Source organism: Chryseobacterium sp. Marseille-Q3244, from assembly GCF_940807095.1.
GTDB lineage: Bacteria > Bacteroidota > Bacteroidia > Flavobacteriales > Weeksellaceae > Chryseobacterium.
In genome coordinates, this window is record NZ_CALNWX010000006.1 from 219,953 (window position 1) to 239,130 (window position 19,178).

Below are 19,178 nucleotides of genomic sequence, written 5' to 3' on the forward strand. Positions count from 1 at the left end.
TAGAAAATGAAAAATTCGAGCAACACAAGTTATCATTTAGACTCCATCGACAAGGAAATTATTTACATGTTGATGGATAATGCTAAAACTTCTTTAGCACACATTTCAAAGAATGTTGGGATCTCTACAACAGCGGTACATCAAAGAATTAAAAAACTGGAGCATGCAGGAGTTATTGAAAATTCAATTTCATTCCTAAACCCTAAAAAAATCGGATACAAGGTGATTTCTTATATCGGAGTATTTTTGGATCAGCCAAGTCATTACCCAGAAGTGGTAAAATCTTTGCATGATATCAATGAAGTAGTGGAAGCTCACTATACCACTGGAAATTATACAATATTTCTGAAAGTTCTTTGTAAAGATAACGATCATTTGATGCAAATCCTTAGCAAACTCCAAAAATTGAAAGGAGTAACAAGAACAGAAACTTTTATATCTTTGGAACAAGGTATTTACAGACAATTGAAAGTATAACGATATGAACGTAGCACAATATTTGGATTCAACTTACTTGAAGACACCGGAACAATCAGGTATTTCACATGAAGGAACACTTCAGATTGACAAAGAACTTGCTCAGGAAGCTATTGATAATGGTATTTTTGCAGTAATGATTCGTCCGGATTATGTAGCAGAGATTAAAAAATATATTCAGGAGAGAAATTCAAATGTTGCAGTAGGAACTGTAATAGGATTCCATGAAGGAACATACTCGGTAGAAGAAAAGCTTGCAGAAGCTTCAAAAGCTATCGAAGATGGTGCCGATGAACTGGATTTTGTCATTAATTATAATGCCTATCTTCAGGGAAATATAGAATTGGTTAAAGACGAATTTGTAAAATGTACAAAGCTAGCTTTGGAACACCATAAAATTGCAAAATGGATTATTGAAATTGCAGCCTTGGCTGATGTACAGATTGCAGATCTTACCAAAGATATTTCGAACTGGGCAGAAGAAAATTTCTCAGCTAACGATTTACCTCATATTTTTATTAAATCATCAACCGGTTTTTATCAGACTACAGATGGGAAGCCAAATGGAGCAACATTTGAAGGAATAAAAATCATGTTAGATAATGCCGGGAAACTTCCTGTGAAAGCAGCCGGGGGCGTAAGAGCACCTGAAGATGCTGAAAAAATGATTAGTATGGGAGTGAAGAGAATCGGAACTTCCTCAGCATTGGCATTAATTAAAAATGAAGCTTCATCGGGCGGATATTAAGATTGATTTTCAAGAACAATAAAAAAACCATCAATTGAATTGATGGTTTTTATTTTTATACCTGAGCCTGATATTCTTCGTAAAATTGTTGGGTTTCTTTAATGAGAGCATTCATTTCTTCTAAGGTGAAAACTTCCAGGAATTTTTTTCTGAAATCCTTAAAGTGAGGAATCCCTCTGAAATAGTTACTGTAGTGTTGTCTCATTTCTACCAATCCTAACCTTTCCCCTTTCCATTCTGCACTCCATTCAGCATGCTGACGAACCGCTAATAATCGGTCTGAAATAGTAGGAGCAGGTAAATGTTCACCTGTTTTAAAGAAATGCTTGATTTCATTAAATATCCAAGGATATCCAATGGCTGCACGTCCGATCATGATTCCGTCACAAGCATACTTTTGTTTATATTCCAGTGCTTTTTCCGGTGAGTCTATATCACCATTCCCAAAAATCGGAATTTCAATATTAGGATTTTGTTTGATTCTTGAAATATGCTCCCAATCCGCTTCCCCTTTGTACATTTGTGCACGGGTTCTCGCGTGTATAGTAAGGGCTTTTATACCTGTTTCCTGTAGACGTTCTGCCACTTCATCAATATTGATGCATGTACTGTCCCATCCTAGGCGGGTTTTAACCGTTACAGGAAGGTGAGTGGAACTTACTACGGCTTTTGTAAGACGAACCATAAGGTCAATATCTTTCAACACTCCTGCTCCGGCACCTTTGCAAACCACTTTTTTTACAGGGCAACCAAAATTAATGTCTACCAGATCCGGATTTACGGTTTCAACAATTCTTGCAGACATGGCCATTGCTTCTTCATCACCACCGAAGATTTGTATCCCGACTGGTCTTTCATAATCGAAAATATCCAGTTTTTTACGACTCTTGATTGCATCACGAATTAGCCCTTCGGAAGAAATAAATTCCGAATACATTAAATCTGCACCATGCATTTTACACAAACGTCTGAACGGAGGATCACTTACGTCTTCCATCGGAGCCAGTAAAAGTGGAAATTCCGGCAGTTCTATGTTGCCTATTTTTATCATGCTGCAAATTTACGAAATTCTAAAAAAATCATTTTTATCTATTTAAAAGCTTTTTGTTGTTTTATGGTTTTTGCATCTTTTTATGCGTATTTGTGAAATTTTGTTTAATGTTTTTCTATTTTATTTGATTTATTTTCAGTTAATTTTGTTTTTAAGTGAGAATATTTTTATATATTTATTAATAAAAATTGAGAATATGAGAAAAATTTTACTTTGTTTATTAACAAGCATTGCAGCATCACATATTGATGCACAGATTAGTTTGTCGGCCACATCAGGCACAGCAACAGGAACCTATACTACATTAATGAATGCATTTGAAGCCATTAATGCAGGAACACACCAAGGAGCAATAACAATTAATGTTACAGCAAATGTAACGGAAACAGCCACTGCTGTTTTGAATGTAAGTGGAGGAGTATCTAATTATACTTCTATTTTAATAAAACCAGCCACTGGAGTTGATGCTACAATTTCAGGTTCAAACTCAACAGGAATTATCAGGATAAATGGGGGAGATAATGTAACCATTGACGGAAGTAATAATGGAACTTCTTCCAGAAATCTTACCATTAGCAATACCTATGTAGCCACTACTGGAACTTCTCCTACTGTTATTATGGTGACCAGTACTACCACAGATGGGAGTGATAATTTTACCATCAAAAATACAAATTTAGCCGGATCTTCTCCTTCCGGAACCGTTGGGAACATTATTGTGGCAGGATCTACATTAGCGGCTGCAGAGGTTCCAAATAATAATTTTACTGCAATTAATAACTCTTTCGTAAGAGCTCAGAATGGTATTTTTATTATAGGTAATAATACTACAACAGATACAGGGCATGTTGTTAAAAATAATGTTTTTGGCTCTACGGTAGTTGCTGATAAAATGTTATTTAGAGGAATTGCAGTACAGAATTCCCAAAATTTTGAAATCAGTGGAAATACTATTACAGGCGTTGTATTAGGGACAAACTCTAGTAGTCTTGCCACAGGTATTTTGATTGGAGCCAATATTATGAATGGTAAGGTATTCAACAATAACATTTCAGATGTTAGAAGTACCAATACCCTTGGCTATGGCGCAGCTGGAATTTATGTGAATTCCGCAAATGCTGCTTCCAATATTTTAATATACAATAATATAATAAGCGGAGTAGCAGGATACGGTTATAATGGAGGAGGGGCAGCTGTTGATAATGGAAATGGTATTGCTATAAATAATGGAGGTGGCTTCAAAATTTACTACAATACTGTGGTAATGAATACAAGCCAAAATGTAGCAGGAAGACCTGCCGCATTTAATGTTTCTTCTACTGTAACTGGTGCCGGTGCTATAGACTTGAGAAATAATATCTTTGTAAATTCACAAACCCAGACAGGTGAGAAATATGTGATCTATTCCAATGCTGCCAATACTGTATTCTCCAATATTAATAATAACAATTATTACTCTTCAGGAAGTAACTTAGGATATATCGGAGCGGCTGCAAAAGCTACTCTGGCGGATATTCAGGCTGGTTTTGGATCGAATACAAATTCTTTGAGCGTCCTTCCAGTATTTGTATCTGCTACAGATTTTCATCTATCCAATAGTGGAAACAGTGCCCTTGATAATAAGGGAACTCCTGTTGCTGAAGTAACATTGGATGCTGATGGTAATACTAGAAATGCTGCAACTCCTGATTTGGGAGCATTCGAATTTACGGCACAAATACTGGCGGTCAATGAAACCAGTAATAAGAAGATAAACATTTATCCAAATCCTGTAGTTGATTATCTTACTATTAACAATGATGGAAAGATAAAGAATGTTGAAATATATAATGTTTCAGGACAAAGGCTGATCGCTGAAGAAGTGAATGCTGAGAAAGCTTCAGTAGACATGAGAAAAGTGGCAGTTGGAGTTTATATCGTAAAAGTAAATACAGAAAAAGGATCAGAATCTATTAAGATTATCAAAAAATAAAATTAAGATCTATAAAAAAAATAGTCCCGATACGACATCGGGGCTATTTTTTTTTATAAGATTAATCATCATTTAGAAGCTTGCTTTTACCTGCATGCTTCCAATGTGAATAGTTCTTTCGCCGGAATTTCTTCCTTCATAATTTAGGTTCAATTGGATAAATGAGTTAAGCGCTTGTTGGATGAATACACTCCATACCTGGTTTTTTCCAGGTTTCAAACCATCAAGCATCTGGTTTCCTACAATACTGAAGTTATTACCATTAAAGTTATTATTGATAAAAGAGAAGTTCCCACGAATGGAAGTTTTTCTGAACTCCCATTGGATGGTTCCTGTAATATCAAAAGCTTTTAATAACTCTTCGCCATCAATTCTTTTTTTCTGGCGGTAAGCAGAAGAAAGTTCTGACTGAAGAGCATCTGTAAATTTGTAAGTAGCCTTTGGTTTGGTTTCAAAATTATTTAAACGATAATCCCTTGTTACAAATAGCTGTGAGGAATTTTTGATATCATGAACAGAATTTTCCCAGTCTATTCTGAACTCTTTATTGAACCAATATCCGATGTTCAGGAAATGAGAAACCTGTTCACGTTCTTCGTTACTGAAATTAGCGTTGATTAGATTATCATTCGTAATAAATCGATAGTTCCCATTCCATCCCGATTTATCGGTTGGATTGAATTGTACAGAGGTTAAAATATTTTGATTTTTAAGAATCTGATCACTATTTTTCTCAAATGGATTTAGTACCAAAACTTTATCTTTCTTATAGAATGAATTTTGAGAGTTTAACGAGATATTAAAATTCCAACGCTTTAAGAAGGCATTTTCAGAGTTAAAGACAATTGCTGGATTTACAAATAAAGCCAATTGTAATTTGTTTTTATTGGAAGGAATATAGCGTACGGAATTGGTGTAAACCCTAATGTATTGGGCTAAATCGGAATATTCTGCAATTTCAAATTCGTCAAGCTGCTGAATACCGTCACCGTTGTAATCGGTCCATTTATAAACTCCCTGCCCATCTGTTACTTTAATATATTGAAACTCTCTTTGTGCTTCCTGTCCATTTCCCAATTCATAGAACGCCTGTAAACGCATTCCGTTTCTGAAAAGCTGTTGATTGTAAAGAATATTTCCAACTACGAAGTCATTGTTTCTGGTTATATCACCCTCTGCTCCTGAATAAAAGAATTTTCTGTAATGAATTAATGCGTTCAGAGTGGTTTTTTCCGTTTTGATAATCTGACTTTCTGCCATGAAACCAAGAATATTGTTCATATTCTGAAGTCTGTTGTCACGTACAGAGTCATTATCTCTCATATAAACTTTGGCAAGCAATTTTGTGCGGGTGCTGTCTCCGATTTTCTTCTGAACAAAGATCTCCTTCCAGCTGAAACTTGTGACATCCATAAGCTGAGTGTCATTGTATTTTTTCTCATTGTGCTCCATACTTCCTCCTATGGCCCAACTTCCTTTCTTTCCAGTAAATTCTGTTGATATTCCACCACGGATGAACTTAGTATCCTGAAGTGTAGCATTGGTATTCAGGTAGGAAAAATTTCCTTTCGTGAAGAAACGTCCGGTAATCCAGCCAAAATCAAGATCATTTTTTATTCCTTTGTAAGAATCCAGTTCATTTAAATAATTGATTCGGTAATTTAAAGTAGATTTATTATTCCATTTATTTAAAAAGCTGAAAATGAAACGATTCTGCGTTTTTTTATTAAATTCCTGCGCTAAGTTGAAGTCTCTGGAGAATTCAACGTCATTAATACGATCCAGAATATGGAATTGTTTGTCTATATATTGATACTCAAAACTTGGAGTTCCTTTCCATGAGCTTTTTGTAAAAGTTTTATTTCCAAAGATACGATATGCATACCCCATATTCTGATCGGAATCTTTAGATGAAAACAGGTTGACGTCATAATTACTTAGAGAAATATCTGCACCAATTTTTCCTTCGTTTAGCAAGTATTCAGAATTAAGAGAGAATACCTGGGATTTTTGTGGCGAAGGAAGTTTTCTTACTGCTCTGTAATCTCCTGCATTAGGGCCTACATATTCAAAAACACGTCCGTTATTAGTTGTTTTTGCTGTTTTATAATCTCCCTGGTTGGCTCCGAAATAGGTAAATGATACCTGATAAAGGGTTTCATTGGGATCTGTAGAAAGTTCATAGAAATTTCCGGCAGGATTTAAGCGATATAAAATTTTATTAACGTCATATTCACTAACCACTCCCGATGGAGCATACATTAGGTTAGGATCATTACCTGCGTTAGCTAAAATTTGTTCATCTTCTTTTGATAAACTTAGAGCAAGAGGAGCATTTTTGTTGTCATTTTCCATGAACCAGTTCAACCCAACCTTGAATTTTTCTCTCTGATGTTCTAATTTTCCGGTAAATAAATATCTTGAATAATTCCTGTTGGCGTAATTGTAGGAAATGGTGATGAAGTTTTGCTGGAAAATAGGGCGGAAACTGGTAAAGGTAACCTCTCCTGTATTATAGTTGATAACATAATCCTGGTTTTCTCCACGTTTCATTAGAATACCGTCAATAAATACCTGCTCAGAACCTGAGATCAAAGTAATGAACTGCTCTCCGTTTTTCCCGGTTAAGCGGTAAGGTCCCTGGTTTCCTTCAACTCCCTGAAAACGGATTCTATGGAATTCACTTCGTGCCACACCGGCAGAAATATCTACAAATGTTTTGTTTTCTTTCCCAAATTCCGTTTGAAACTGAATTCCCATACTTCGTCTCTGGTATTTGGCAAAATAATTTTTTGATTCTACAAGGTCAAGATGCCCGGCTCTCAAAATAGATTTATCCTTAATGTTAAGCTGCATGTAGATTTTGTCAAACTCCTCTAAAGTCTGAGTGTATCCGTCTGCCTGAATAGGTAAATTATGATCGGAGATACTGGCTAAAATGGTTACATCTTTGGAAAGCCGTCCTGAAATTTGAAGATCCATGGAACTTTGTACAGACTGCCCCTGATTATTACCAAATGTAATCCCTCGAATAATGGAACCTTTGGAATTAAGCTCCCCTAAAAATCTTTTTTTATCATTTTTAGCAAGTACAGCCTCATCCACAACAATTCTGTTATGGGTTCGTATAAAGTCTAAGGTATCTTTTGCAAAAATGTCCTGTTCAAGCTTGGCGGCGAGAATACTGTCTTTTTTAATACTGTCTTCAGGAACGTTGGGATTTTTCCATGAAAATACCTGAGCACTTCCTGAAAATATGCCAAAGAAAAATACAACGAATAGAATAAAGATGTTCCGCAACTCTTGAAAAATAATTCGTAAAAATAATTAAAAAATGTTAATAGCAGAGGGTCAACTATTATTAACAGAAAATTAATCCAAATATTGTTAAGTCCTTAAAATTAAGAGTAATTTAGTCATCGAAATTATAGATAATATAAAATTATAATCATGAAAAAACTTTATTCGTTATTGGCAACAGCAATGCTTGCCGTTACTGCTTTTGGACAAACGACTCTTTTGTCAGAGTCTTTTGGAACTACAGCAACATTACCAACTGGCTGGACAAGTACTAATACAACTAATGGTTGGAAATCAAATGGATCTAATGCGTCAACAACTAAATATCCCGGTGCTTCAGGAGGAATGAATATGGTATTCGTTGGCCAGGGCCCAAATGGTATTACTCATACATTAACATACTCTAATTTATCAACAGTTGGTTATACTAATATTTCAATTATATGGGGAGGGCTGGGAGCTACTGCCTTTAATCAGGATATTGTTTTTCAATGGAGCATAGACGGAACTACATGGAATGATGTTATTTATACCTATAATAAAAAAGCTACTACCTGGTCTCTTATAAATAATGGAGTATCTATTCAATTGCCGGCTGAGGCGGGCAATGCAGCAACTTTAAGTTTTAGATGGTCTTCGGTAACAAGTAATTCAGGAAACTATAGAATTGATGACATAAAAGTAGAAGGTATTTCAGGTTCATTAGCTACTTCAGAAATAGTAAAGCCTAAAAATACTTTTGTTAAAAATACTTCTGTAGAAAATGAAATCTATTTTGGAACAAAATCCGATATTAAGATTTTTAATGTAAGCGGTCAATTAGTAAAAACAACTTCTGTTTCTGAAAATGGATCTGTGAATATAGAAAATCTACAGAGTGGGATTTATTTTGTAACAGGAAATAGTAATGGTAAAGCCGTCTCTGAAAAGATAATTAAAAAGTAATTTTAATTAATTGTTAATTATATACCGCTATTTCAAATGAATAGCGGTTTTTTTGTATTTTTACCACATAAATTTTAAAAAAAATTATTTTATGAAAAAGATCTTTACTATTTGTGGAATTGCTGCTGTTGCTTTTATGGCAAATGCTCAGCAAACAGTTGTTTTAACTGAAAATTTTGATAGTTATACAGCTGGAGGGAATACGACTTCAACTGGTAGTACTGCTCCTAATGGAACAGATGTTTACAATCCGGGAACTGCTACAAATCCTCTTCCTCCAGTAGCAACTTTTCCTACAGGGGCAAAAGTGTACAGTGCAGGGGGTATGGCAAAATTGGGAACAGCTTCTCTTGTTGGAACTATGACTACAAGTCCTTTAGATTTATCAACTAATGGAGGAAATGTAGTAATAACTTTTGATGTTAAAGGATGGACCGCTACTCCAAGTACTATTACGGTAAAAGTAACTAATTTAGCAGATCAGACTGTAACGTATTCTGCTGTAATGAGCGGAACTCCTGAATCAAAGACTGTAAACTTTGCTGGAGGTCTGGCAAACTCAACAGTTACATTTGAGACTACAAATACTTCTTTTAGAGCTTATGTAGATAATGTAGTTATCAAGACTGTTGCTAATGGTTCGTTAGGTGTTTCTGACCTTAAGAATGCTAAATCAGCACAATTCGTAAAAAACACTTTTGTTAAAAACAACGAAATCACTTTCGGAGCTGATGTTAAAGATGTAAAAGTTTTCAACATGTTTGGACAACTTGTAAAAGAAACCTCTGTAAAACAAAACGGAACTGTAAACGTTGCTGAGTTAACAAAAGGGAACTATATTGTAACAGGTACAGTAAATAACCAAGCAATATCTCAAAAAATCTTAAAAGACTAATTTATAGTTTTAGATTAAAATACAATCCGGCCATTTCGAAGAAATGGCCGGATTTTTTTATGCTTATTTATTTAAACTTTGTTAGTTAGAATATAATATATTTATGATAGAATTTTTGTAAATTTCCAATTAAATGGTGTTGTTTTTGATGTTTTTATGATAACTCTATTCCTAAAATTATTGTAATGAAAAAAATCTTTACTATTGCTGGTCTAACTTTGATGACTACTTTTATGAATGCCCAGATTGTAATCAATGAGATTTATGGAGGGAATGGTAATTCAGGAGCGGTTTTCAAAAATAACTATATTGTCCTGAAAAATATAGGAACTACACTGGTTTCTTTAACGGGGGCCAGCATTCAATATGCACCTGCAATTGGAGCTTTTACAGAATATCATACGCTGCCAGATTTTACTTTAGGACCCGAAGAAATCTATCTGATCCAGGAAGCAGCAGTAGATGGTGGAGTAGAAGCATTGTCAACACCGAATTTTATTGCCACAACGGTTACTAATTTTGACGGCACACCCAATAAATCTGTAGGAATAAAAATTTCAGGAACATCCGGGAAATTAGCACTGGCAGGAAATATTGTACAGGTGATAAGTCCGGTTTCTTCCAATGTGCTAGATTTTGTAGGCTATGGTGCCAACGCAGACCAGTTTAAAGGTGATGGACCGGCTCCTTCTCCTACAGCTTCAACAGCCATTAGGAGGACTTTAGATAATAACAGTGATAATATGGCAGATTTTTCTGCGGAAGGAGCGGCAAAAGCAGGCTTTGTTCAGAACCCATTTGTTAAGGATGGTAATGTGCTTTTCGGAATGCAGATTAAAGATGTAAAGGTATACGATACCTTTAGGCAGGTTGTCAAAAAGTCTCCAACGAAATTTGCTCAGAATATAGATATTACAGAACTTCCTAAAGGAACCTATTTTATAACAGGAACAGTTAACAACGCTCCCGTTTCTCAGAAAATTATAAAAGATTAGTTTTTCAATATTTTTTGATAGGGAGCAGCTTAATAATAAGCTGTTCCTTTATTTTTTTAGTACCAGCCTCTTCTTGCTGCATTAATGACAGCTCCGAGATTAAGAACCAGAGTATATCTGATACGCTTGGCATAATCTTTAAATCCAGGTTCAAATCCCAAAGAAGACTGTATCGGAAAATAAACCTCCAGGAAATCCGGAATGATTCTCACCTTAATTCCACTGTCCCAGATAAACTTTGTAGGGAAACTTTTGTTTTTATATATTCCAGCATCGGCATACACATGGAATATCTTCCATATGCTGGAATCTACATTTACAGAAGTGATCCATTGATTAACCGTTCCCGGAAGAAATGATTTAAATCCACCATCAGCAAGGATAAACTGTTGTGAAAGAAGACCGCTGCTGGCACTCTCTCCTAAAAGATTATAAGAGAAGGTATAGTTTGATACCCTTGAAATTCCATAATTGAATAAGTCATTACGGGTGTCATTTCTAAGAAAATATCCGGCAAATAAACGGACACTCAGCTTTTGTCTTGGAGCAAATTCCCATCTGTAGAATCCTTCGGCAGTAATCTTATTGAAATCTTCCATACCCTGTGCACTCAGACTGAAACTTTTTTCATGGATCATCTGGCTGTCACTGTAGCTATATCCTAATCCCCAAAGATTATATTTTTTATAGTCGTCATTGGCCATCATCGCAGGACTAAGGTCTCTTTCAAAATAATTATAAGAAACACCAACACTTCTGCTGACTGTACTTCTTGGATTTTTTCTAAAGTTTAGAGTTGAAAATACAGACCCCTTTGTATATGCTAAGTTGTAATCATAATGGAAATAAGATCCGGAAGCTCCAAATGTAATACTTCTAAACATGCTTTCAGCCGGCAGGAAAGAGTAAGATATACCTCCTGAACCAGTTAGTTTTCCTGTTCCTGTACTGTATGTTGGAGTAAATGAATACAGGAATTTCTGGTCAAAAAATGACTGATTTTTAAAATTAGCTCCTAACAAAAATTTATCATATGTATTATTGAATCGAACTCTCGGACTCACATAAATTTCGTTGTATTCAGGATTGGGAATATCCTTTATGAGTTTAAACTTAATTTTTTTTGTATTTAAAAATAGTCCTTTGGCGTATAGAAAATTATCCCGATAACTGGACTCCGGGAAAATGTAATCATTATTTAAGGTTACTTTATAAATATTATCTGATGCAGGAAGAGAAATTTCTTTTAACCTCTCATTTTCTTCTGTTTCTATCCAATAAGATTTTCTTTCACCGGCTTTGGTTTCTGTTTCCAATTTTACCGGAATAGAAGCGTCCGTATTTTTTGCAATTTTAATATGTAAAGAATCGTTCTCTTTTTTAATATGTTTAAGTCTAAAATTAACCCTGTTTTTCTGTTTAAAAAAACTTTCAAGGTAATGGGCAGATTTTTCTTTTTCTGATAGCTGTTTCAAAAAGTCATCCGGATTAATTTTATTTCCTGAATTTTTTGAAAGATATTCCTTTACAAGAGTATTGAAACGCTCATCACCCATTTTATCAGCAGAATAATTGAACAGGCTTCCTGTCTCAAAACTACTAATAGCCATATCATTAAAGTTACTTAGACTTGTAAAATTCTCATCAATCTTCTGATCCAGATTTTGAAGCATGATATATTGGTAAGACAGTCCATAACGGTCCAGAAGCTTTACCTTAGATGCATGAAATAATTTTAAAGGTTTGATACCAAGAATTTTGGCTTCCGGTAACATCCCTAGAAGCTTGGTGTCTTTATAGAATTTTTTAAGGTACTGGATTTCAAGATAGGATTTTAGACCATTTTTGAACCAATGGTCTTCTTGTTTATCGGCAATGACCTTTTCATCCAGAACTTTTTTGGTAATGATTCCAAAGTAATCAAGATCAGTTTTTTCAGCATCTGTAAATAAAGGGAATCTGAATTTCCAGAAAGTGATATCATTATTTCCGAAGAAGTCTTCTTTTGCTCTGAATTTATCTGAGATAAATATACTTTTCGGAAGAGACCCTATTTTTTCCTTAAGAAATTTTAAATGAAGAGGTAAGTAAAATTCCAGATTTTGTTTTTCATCAGGTTTGATATTATAGCCAAACTTAATTTCAGTATCTGTACCATCAATATTGGTTTTTATGACCGGGTAAGTATTGAAAGAAACTGAAAATTCAGGATCTGAATCCAGGTATCCCTGAAAAGAATTCATTTGAATCTGTGGCAGATTACTTTCGATAAAACTGTTGACTGGAATATCAAAATTGACGGTCCAGAAAGTATTGAAACTTACCGATTCTTCAATGTCATGGTATTTTCTTTCAGAAATATTGTCCGGATCAAAATGATCCGGAACAATAAAGAAATATTTTAAGGCAGTGTTCTGACCGGATGTCCCATATTCCGTAAATTTTTTATCGGGAAGTTGCATACGGTAGTGTAACTGCAGGGTGATACTTTCACCTGGTTGTAATGCCTGTTTAAGAGGAAGAAAAAGATTTTCATCTGAAATTGCATTGACGGGTATTTCCTGGTTTCCTGAATCTTTAATATTGAGCTCCAGAAGTTTTCCCAGTTCATGGTCTTTTGCAAAATGTAAATCGTTATTTCGGTCTTCCAATTTTCTGTAGACTAAGGATGTTCCGCGTTTGTTATAAGCCGAAATCCAGTTCAGAAGTTTTATCGTCTGCAGGTCTTTATCAGAATGATTGTAATAAACAATCTCCTGATTCACCTCAAGGGTTTTCCTGTCAGGAGAAAGTTTTGCTCCAATGTATATACTGTCTTTCTGTGCAGAAACGTGTATAACTCCACAAAACAAAATAAGGCAAATGCTGATCTTTTTCAAATATCCGTGATAAAGCTCAAATATAGCTTATTTTGTATATACTTTATAGGATTTTAGTTCTGAATTGCTTTTTTTTCCAAAGAATTAATATAGGCATTCCAACCTTCATTTTTATAAGTAACTGCTGCCGCTTCCGGATCTTCAGATTTATAGATTCCTCTTCCTACAATAATAAAATCCGTGTGTAGCGTTTTGAAAACGTGTTCCGGAGTGTTGTACTGTTGCCCTTTTCCGTCTCCAGAATCTGCAAGATTTACACCTGGGGTGAATAACAACAGATCTTCAGGGATTTTATTCTGAGAAACTCCTCCAATTACATTAGGGTGAGATAAAGCTACCTTTAATGCTTCCTCACGATAGCTAGCTGTAGTTAAAGCTCCTTTTGAAGACATTCCAACGATGGCTACCACTCCTACATTTTTAAAGCAGTCTAAAGATTCAAAACCACCAATAACCTGGGATGTTACAAAATCAGCCCAATCAGTAATTTTGAAAACTCCACTCGTAAATTGTAGTTCTTGTGTATTTCCAATGTCTGCAAATTTTCTGTCTTCCATCAATAAGAACTGATGCTTTGAAGCGATTGCTTTTAAAGGAGTGATTGTTTTTTCATAATCAAAATCAGAAATAATATCGATGTGGGTCTTTAAAGCAATAATATGAGGTCCAACTTTCTCTGCAAAATCTAATAATTCCTGAGTGGTTGTAACATCTGCAGAAGCAATAAGGTTAGATTTTTTTGCCAATGCTGTTTCCAATAATTTTTTTGAAACAGAATGTTGGGTATTGCTTAGCTTTTGTTCATAAGAAGCTCTGGTTTCTTCTTCAAACTGAATATGGTTACCCTGTAAGAAGTCCTGAATTCTCTTCACTTCTTCATCTGATAATTCACCAGTTTCCTGAAGAATTTCGCACACTTCAGAAATATTGAAAAGAGTATGCACTCTGTACCCCTTACCTTCCAACAGTTGCTTTCCTCCTTGCTCTCTGTCCAGGACCACTACAATATCAGCAACTTTAAGGTCTTCCTGTTCTACTTCAGCAATAGTTTCTACCAAAGATTTTCCAGAAGTGATGACATCTTCTACTAAAAGACAGTTCTGTCCTTTTTGATAAATTCCTTCGATCAGTTTCTTGGTACCGTAGCTTTTTGCTTCTTTTCTTTTAATAATTAATGGAATATAACTTTCCAGTGACATAGCCGTAGCCATAGGAAGGGCAGCATATGGAACTCCACAAATTAAATCAAAATTATCTAATGGAAGCATTTCCAATAAATAATTAGCAAGATTTTTTAAAATTTTAGGATCCGAAGCCAAAGGTCTTAAGTCTACATAAAAAGGACTTTCTATACCACTTTTCAGGGTAAACCTTCCAAATTTAATGATGCCTAGCTTGTAGCACTCCAAAAAGAATTCTTTTTTACTTTCCATTATTTTTTATTAGATATTGCAAATTTAAGGATTTGAAATAAGGCTTAAAAATTTATTGCCAATTGATTAATAAAAAACCATTCTGCAAAAACAGAATGGTTTTAAAAATATAAATAAACTATTATTTTACGATCTCGGCATCAATCATTTGAGTGCCATTATATTTTTGTTCAGCTTCCCAAAGCAAAAATTTGTCCACCTCTTTGATGAGTTTGGGAATGGTAAGTGACAATACGGCCAGATCATCCATTACTCCAAGCACCGGGATGGCAAATTCAGGAAGAAGGTCAATAGGGGAGATGACATATAAAATTCCCAATAGAGGAAGAATAATGTCAATGGATTTCATCGGATAGCTTCCTTTTCTCCACATTTTTACCATTCTGAAAATATCAGGGATCTTTTTTACAAAGCCCTTGTGATTGATAGCTTCTTTTGCAAGATTTAATTTTGAATATTTCATTTTGTGTTTGGATTTAAACAAATTTTTCAATGGTATAAATTTCACAAATCCTGTACCAACAAATTATAAAATTTAGTTAAAAAATTATTTGATGATATTATCAATAAACTGATGCACAGTTTCTGAGTCCCAGTCTTTTGTGGCATCTTCCTTAATAAGAATTCTGCCGGTTTTATCCAGAAGAAAAGTCGTAGGAAAAACTTTAGGAAGGATCTTTTCAGATATCGGGCTTTGTGCAATATACACAGGCACCGTATAATTATTTTCCTTTAGAAATTTTCTAACATCTTCTTCTTTATCATTCATGGCGATAAGTACAAAATCTACATGATCTTTTCTTGTATCATATAATTTCTGAATAGATGGCCATTCTTTTCTGCACGGTGGGCACCATGTTCCCCAGAAGTTAAGGAAAACAGCTTTATCCTTGAAATTTTTAAGGTTAGTGCTGGGTGCATTGATACCTTTAAGGTCTATATCATAATCTTCTTCATTGATGTGTACTGCATTTTCAATGGTAGCGATAGGGAAGAACTGATTTTTCAGAAAATCCTTCACTCCCGGTACAAATACTATAATACCAATGATGACAATTATTACAATAAAAATAATCCCTTTTTTCATATTCTGTTTTTTTATAACAGATCTAAGATTTCCTGAACGGCATCTTTACCTCTGTTTTTTGCATAATAGATCTGCAGGTCATTATAGAAAGTATCCTTTGGATACCCCTCCGGATCAGCTTTATATTTCATCAATAGCTCATATCCATATTTTGGACGGGGACCCCATGAATTTTTTACATTAAAATCTTTATCAAGAATTAATACCTTAGGGATAGACTCAGTACCATTGGTTAAAAACTGGTTGATTAAACTCTTATCACTGTCTCTTAAAAAAACTCTGATTTCATTATGACCTTCAAAGAATTTAAAAAGTGCCGGAACTGTTGCACTGGCATCGCCACACCAAGCCTCAGAAATGATTAAAATCTTTCCGTCAAAATTCTTAGACTCTAATTCTTTTCTTTGATCTTCATCCGGAACATACTTTTTAATGGTTCTGTCCATTCTCTGAAGTCCAAGCTCATAATATTGTTTATATTCAATTTCCTGTTGGTTAGCAGGATTGTCTAATCTTTGTTGTGCAATTTGAAGGTATTCTTCAAAAGAAATTCCCTGGTCCCAGTAATTTTTCATTACCAAAAATATTTATATTAAAAATTATTGATGTTTCTCGTTTTATTAATCAAAAATAAGTCTGCCAAAACAAATGCAGCAAGGCCTTCCACTACAGGAACAGCTCTAGGTACGACACATGGATCGTGACGTCCTTTTCCTTCTACAATCACCGGGTTTCCTTCCTTATCAATACTGTCCTGAGGTCTTAAAATAGTGGCTACAGGTTTGAATGCCACACGGAAATAAATATCCATTCCATTGGAAATTCCTCCCTGGATTCCTCCTGAAAGATTAGATTTTGTGGTAAAATCCGTGTTGAATTGATCGTTATGTTCTTTTCCTGTCATTTTTGCTCCACAGAATCCGCTTCCATATTCAAAGCCTTTGCAGGCATTGATATTCAGCATTGCTTTTGCCAGTTCAGCCTGGAGTTTTGAAAATATAGGCTCACCAATTCCTACAGGAACATTTTTGATCACGCAGGTAATGGTTCCTCCAATTGTATTTCCTTCTTTTTTAATTTCTTTGATTCTGGCAATCATCTTTTCTGCCGTTTCAGCATCCGGACAACGTACATCATTGCTTTCCGTTTGAGAAAAGTCAAGAGCCTGGTATGGTTTTTCGCAGAAAATATCGCCTACAGAAGAAACATAAGCATTGATCTCAATCTCTGGTAATAGTTGCTTGGCTAAAGCTCCTGCCACTACCCAGTTCATGGTTTCCCTGGCAGAAGATTTTCCTCCTCCGCGGTGATCTCTGAAACCAAATTTCTGATCATATGTGAAATCTGCATGACTAGGACGATAGGCTCCAGCAATATGGTCATAATCCTTTGATTTTTGATTTTCGTTTTCAATGATAAAACCAATGGGCGTACCTGTTGTTTTTCCATCAAAAATTCCGGAAAGAAACTTTACCGTGTCGCTTTCCTTTCTTTGAGTAACAATAGCTGACTGTCCGGGCTTTCTTCGGTTCAGTTCATATTGAACTTTATCGAGATCTACCGTTAAACCTGCCGGAAAATTATTGATGATACCGCCATAAGCCACTCCGTGACTTTCTCCAAATGTTGTAAGACTAAGAAGATTACCTAATGTATTGAACATGATACAAAATTACCTTTTTTTCTTCACATAATAAAGTTTCAGTATTTGTTCTATTTATGAATGTTTTCGATTTTATTGATGACTGTTTCTGCTTCTTTTTTCTCTTTGTAAGTCATTCTTTTCCAGATGAATCCTTTTGCTATATTATTTTTGTCAATAGGTTGAGGGAAAATTCCGGCTTTTGCATCGTCAAAAATAAAACTCTCGGAAATAGCAGGAAGAGGGGTTTCAAAGTTGTAAGGATAGTTTTTGGAGACATTAAATTTTAAGTTGCCAACCTTAAAACTGTCGAATTGATGATACTCATAAAACGAGGGCTGATAAAGCTGTTCCTTTTTAAATCCGGCCATAAAATGTCCTAATTGAAAACTTGGAATATACTGTTGAATAAGTGTGGGGAAAGTTAATAATGAAATAAAAAGTAAACTGAATACAGAAAAAACAGCAATGGATTTTCTTTTATCTGAATATTCATGAAACAAAACAAAAAATATAACGAAAAATACGTCTATGAAAAACCTGTATTGTGCTGAAAAAGCCAGTACAAGTATACTTTTTATCAACAAGGAGATACAGATCAGAGTGATGAGTTTCTTTTTCTTCATCCAGGCAAATACTGAAAAAACGAATAAGCTTAGTATGAACAGACTATTGATTTTTGATTTGATACCCTTCAGAAAGAACCAGTTTTTTATATGTTCCCAAGTGGAAAAACTTTGAATTTCTTCATACGAATACTGCATGTCATAGGTTTTCAGAATCGCATATTGGGAAGAAGTTTTCAATACCTCAGGGTTGGGTTTCCAGATGAAACCAAAATCTCCTATAGATATCGGGAATACAGGATATCCAAATGTCCAGATATTTTTAATAAAGAATAACAATAAAATAAGACCTCCGAACAACAGCTTTTTAAAATCTGATTTAAAAATAAAAAAATTATAAAGGAAAACCAGTATTGGCAACCAGATCATAGTTGGTTTTATAGCAAAAACAAAACCAGAAAAGGCAAAGAGAATACTGATATTTCTATTTCCGGATATAACCTCATTTAAAATAATTAAAGAAAAGATAATAACAGGAAGATCAGGGCTGGGTGACTGTGAAAAAAGTAATAATATTGGAATGAAACATAGCTGAATCCAGCTTTTTCTTTCAAGAATGTAAAGGGTATAGATAACCAGTAAAATCGAATTGATTCTCAGAAAAGGATCTGAAAAATTGGAGAAACCTGCTTGAAAAATATGCCATATCGACATTTGCCCCAATGTAAGATCCAGATTGGAAATTCCCTTGATAAGCCCATATTCCGTCAACCATTGAATGGTTGGGACATAATATCCGAAATGGTCCAATATATAAGGATAATAAGATCCGGTAAAAACTATTATAAAGGAAATGAACACTGTTAAAAACAAATCTTTTTTGGGGAATCTATAAAATTCCAGATACAGCCTTTCTTTAAAAAAGTAGAGTAACCCTAATAAGACAGTCGTAACTTCTACATAAATATTCAGGGGAATAAAAAAAGAAAAGACAGTCCATGTAAGACTTACTCCCATGATTCCTGAAAGTATTTTTCCGGAGATGCCCTGAAATAAGATTCCAAAGAATTTTTCCATGATTTTTCCAAGTCCTGATAAGACCGGAAGAAGAAAAATGGTGGAAAACAGAATGAGTATCATAAAAAAAGATTGCTTAAAAATAAGCAATCTTTATATGTTATGGTAAAA

General features: G+C 34.6%; 15 protein-coding genes. 6 read left to right on the forward strand and 9 right to left on the reverse strand.

All coding sequences use genetic code 11. From position 1 onward, the window contains the following. The first annotated feature begins 6 nt into the window (after positions 1-6). Complete coding sequence (locus NBX25_RS13040) at positions 7-477, forward strand: Lrp/AsnC ligand binding domain-containing protein (RefSeq protein WP_002976659.1); 471 nt, start codon at positions 7-9, stop codon at positions 475-477. A gap of 4 nt (positions 478-481) precedes the next feature. Continuing rightward, on the forward strand, positions 482-1,225 hold the full coding sequence (gene deoC / locus NBX25_RS13045; RefSeq protein WP_250253925.1) for a deoxyribose-phosphate aldolase: 744 nt from the start codon (positions 482-484) through the stop codon (positions 1,223-1,225). Between the two features lie 55 nt (positions 1,226-1,280). Here the strand turns inward: deoC and dusB are convergent, their stop codons facing one another. After that, positions 1,281-2,276 (reverse strand): tRNA dihydrouridine synthase DusB, encoded by a 996-nt coding sequence (gene dusB, locus NBX25_RS13050; RefSeq protein ID WP_123910112.1) that lies wholly within the window; start codon positions 2,274-2,276, stop codon positions 1,281-1,283. 196 nt (positions 2,277-2,472) lie between these two features. On the opposite strand from dusB, the gene NBX25_RS13055 reads away from it, so the two are divergent. Next, on the forward strand, positions 2,473-4,248 hold the full coding sequence (locus NBX25_RS13055) for a T9SS type A sorting domain-containing protein (protein ID WP_250253926.1): 1,776 nt from the start codon (positions 2,473-2,475) through the stop codon (positions 4,246-4,248). Positions 4,249-4,320: 72 nt separating this feature from the next. On the opposite strand, the gene NBX25_RS13060 is transcribed toward NBX25_RS13055, so the two are convergent. Beyond that, positions 4,321-7,548 carry a DUF8818 domain-containing protein gene (locus NBX25_RS13060; protein WP_123910114.1) on the reverse strand — a complete coding sequence of 1,076 codons (3,228 nt, stop codon included), beginning with the start codon at positions 7,546-7,548 and terminating at the stop codon, positions 4,321-4,323. Between the two features lie 150 nt (positions 7,549-7,698). Between NBX25_RS13060 and NBX25_RS13065 the strand changes: the two genes are divergently transcribed. The 3 genes from NBX25_RS13065 to NBX25_RS13075 all read left to right on the forward strand — a co-directional run bounded on the left by NBX25_RS13065 (position 7,699) and on the right by NBX25_RS13075 (position 10,383). Then, positions 7,699-8,493, forward strand: a complete 795-nt coding sequence (locus tag NBX25_RS13065) for a T9SS type A sorting domain-containing protein (RefSeq protein ID WP_250253928.1) — start codon at positions 7,699-7,701, stop codon at positions 8,491-8,493. A gap of 91 nt (positions 8,494-8,584) precedes the next feature. After that, positions 8,585-9,388, forward strand: coding sequence for a T9SS type A sorting domain-containing protein (locus NBX25_RS13070; protein WP_123910116.1), 804 nt, complete (start codon positions 8,585-8,587; stop codon positions 9,386-9,388). A gap of 185 nt (positions 9,389-9,573) precedes the next feature. Continuing rightward, the gene (locus tag NBX25_RS13075) at positions 9,574-10,383 is read left to right on the forward strand and encodes a T9SS type A sorting domain-containing protein (RefSeq protein WP_250253930.1); all 810 of its coding nucleotides are present in this window, start codon (positions 9,574-9,576) and stop codon (positions 10,381-10,383) included. Between the two features lie 56 nt (positions 10,384-10,439). Here the strand turns inward: NBX25_RS13075 and NBX25_RS13080 are convergent, their stop codons facing one another. The 7 genes from NBX25_RS13080 to NBX25_RS13110 form a co-directional block, all read right to left on the reverse strand. Then, positions 10,440-13,262 carry a gluzincin family metallopeptidase gene (locus tag NBX25_RS13080; protein ID WP_250253931.1) on the reverse strand — a complete coding sequence of 941 codons (2,823 nt, stop codon included), beginning with the start codon at positions 13,260-13,262 and terminating at the stop codon, positions 10,440-10,442. Between the two features lie 53 nt (positions 13,263-13,315). Next, a complete protein-coding gene (gene pyrF / locus NBX25_RS13085; RefSeq protein ID WP_123910118.1) occupies positions 13,316-14,695 on the reverse strand; it encodes an orotidine-5'-phosphate decarboxylase in 1,380 nt (459 codons plus the stop codon). A 121-nt stretch (positions 14,696-14,816) separates the two neighbouring features. Continuing rightward, a complete protein-coding gene (locus NBX25_RS13090; RefSeq protein WP_123857582.1) occupies positions 14,817-15,158 on the reverse strand; it encodes a YkvA family protein in 342 nt (113 codons plus the stop codon). 84 nt (positions 15,159-15,242) lie between these two features. Further along, positions 15,243-15,782, reverse strand: coding sequence for a TlpA family protein disulfide reductase (locus NBX25_RS13095; protein ID WP_250253933.1), 540 nt, complete (start codon positions 15,780-15,782; stop codon positions 15,243-15,245). An 11-nt stretch (positions 15,783-15,793) separates the two neighbouring features. Beyond that, a complete protein-coding gene (locus tag NBX25_RS13100; protein ID WP_123910120.1) occupies positions 15,794-16,357 on the reverse strand; it encodes a thioredoxin family protein in 564 nt (187 codons plus the stop codon). A 17-nt stretch (positions 16,358-16,374) separates the two neighbouring features. Then, positions 16,375-17,445: a chorismate synthase gene (aroC, locus tag NBX25_RS13105; protein WP_250253934.1), complete on the reverse strand. Its 1,071-nt coding sequence runs from the start codon at positions 17,443-17,445 to the stop codon at positions 16,375-16,377. A 50-nt stretch (positions 17,446-17,495) separates the two neighbouring features. Further along, positions 17,496-19,130 (reverse strand): LIC_10190 family membrane protein, encoded by a 1,635-nt coding sequence (locus NBX25_RS13110; RefSeq protein ID WP_250253936.1) that lies wholly within the window; start codon positions 19,128-19,130, stop codon positions 17,496-17,498. Positions 19,131-19,178: the final 48 nt, after the last annotated feature.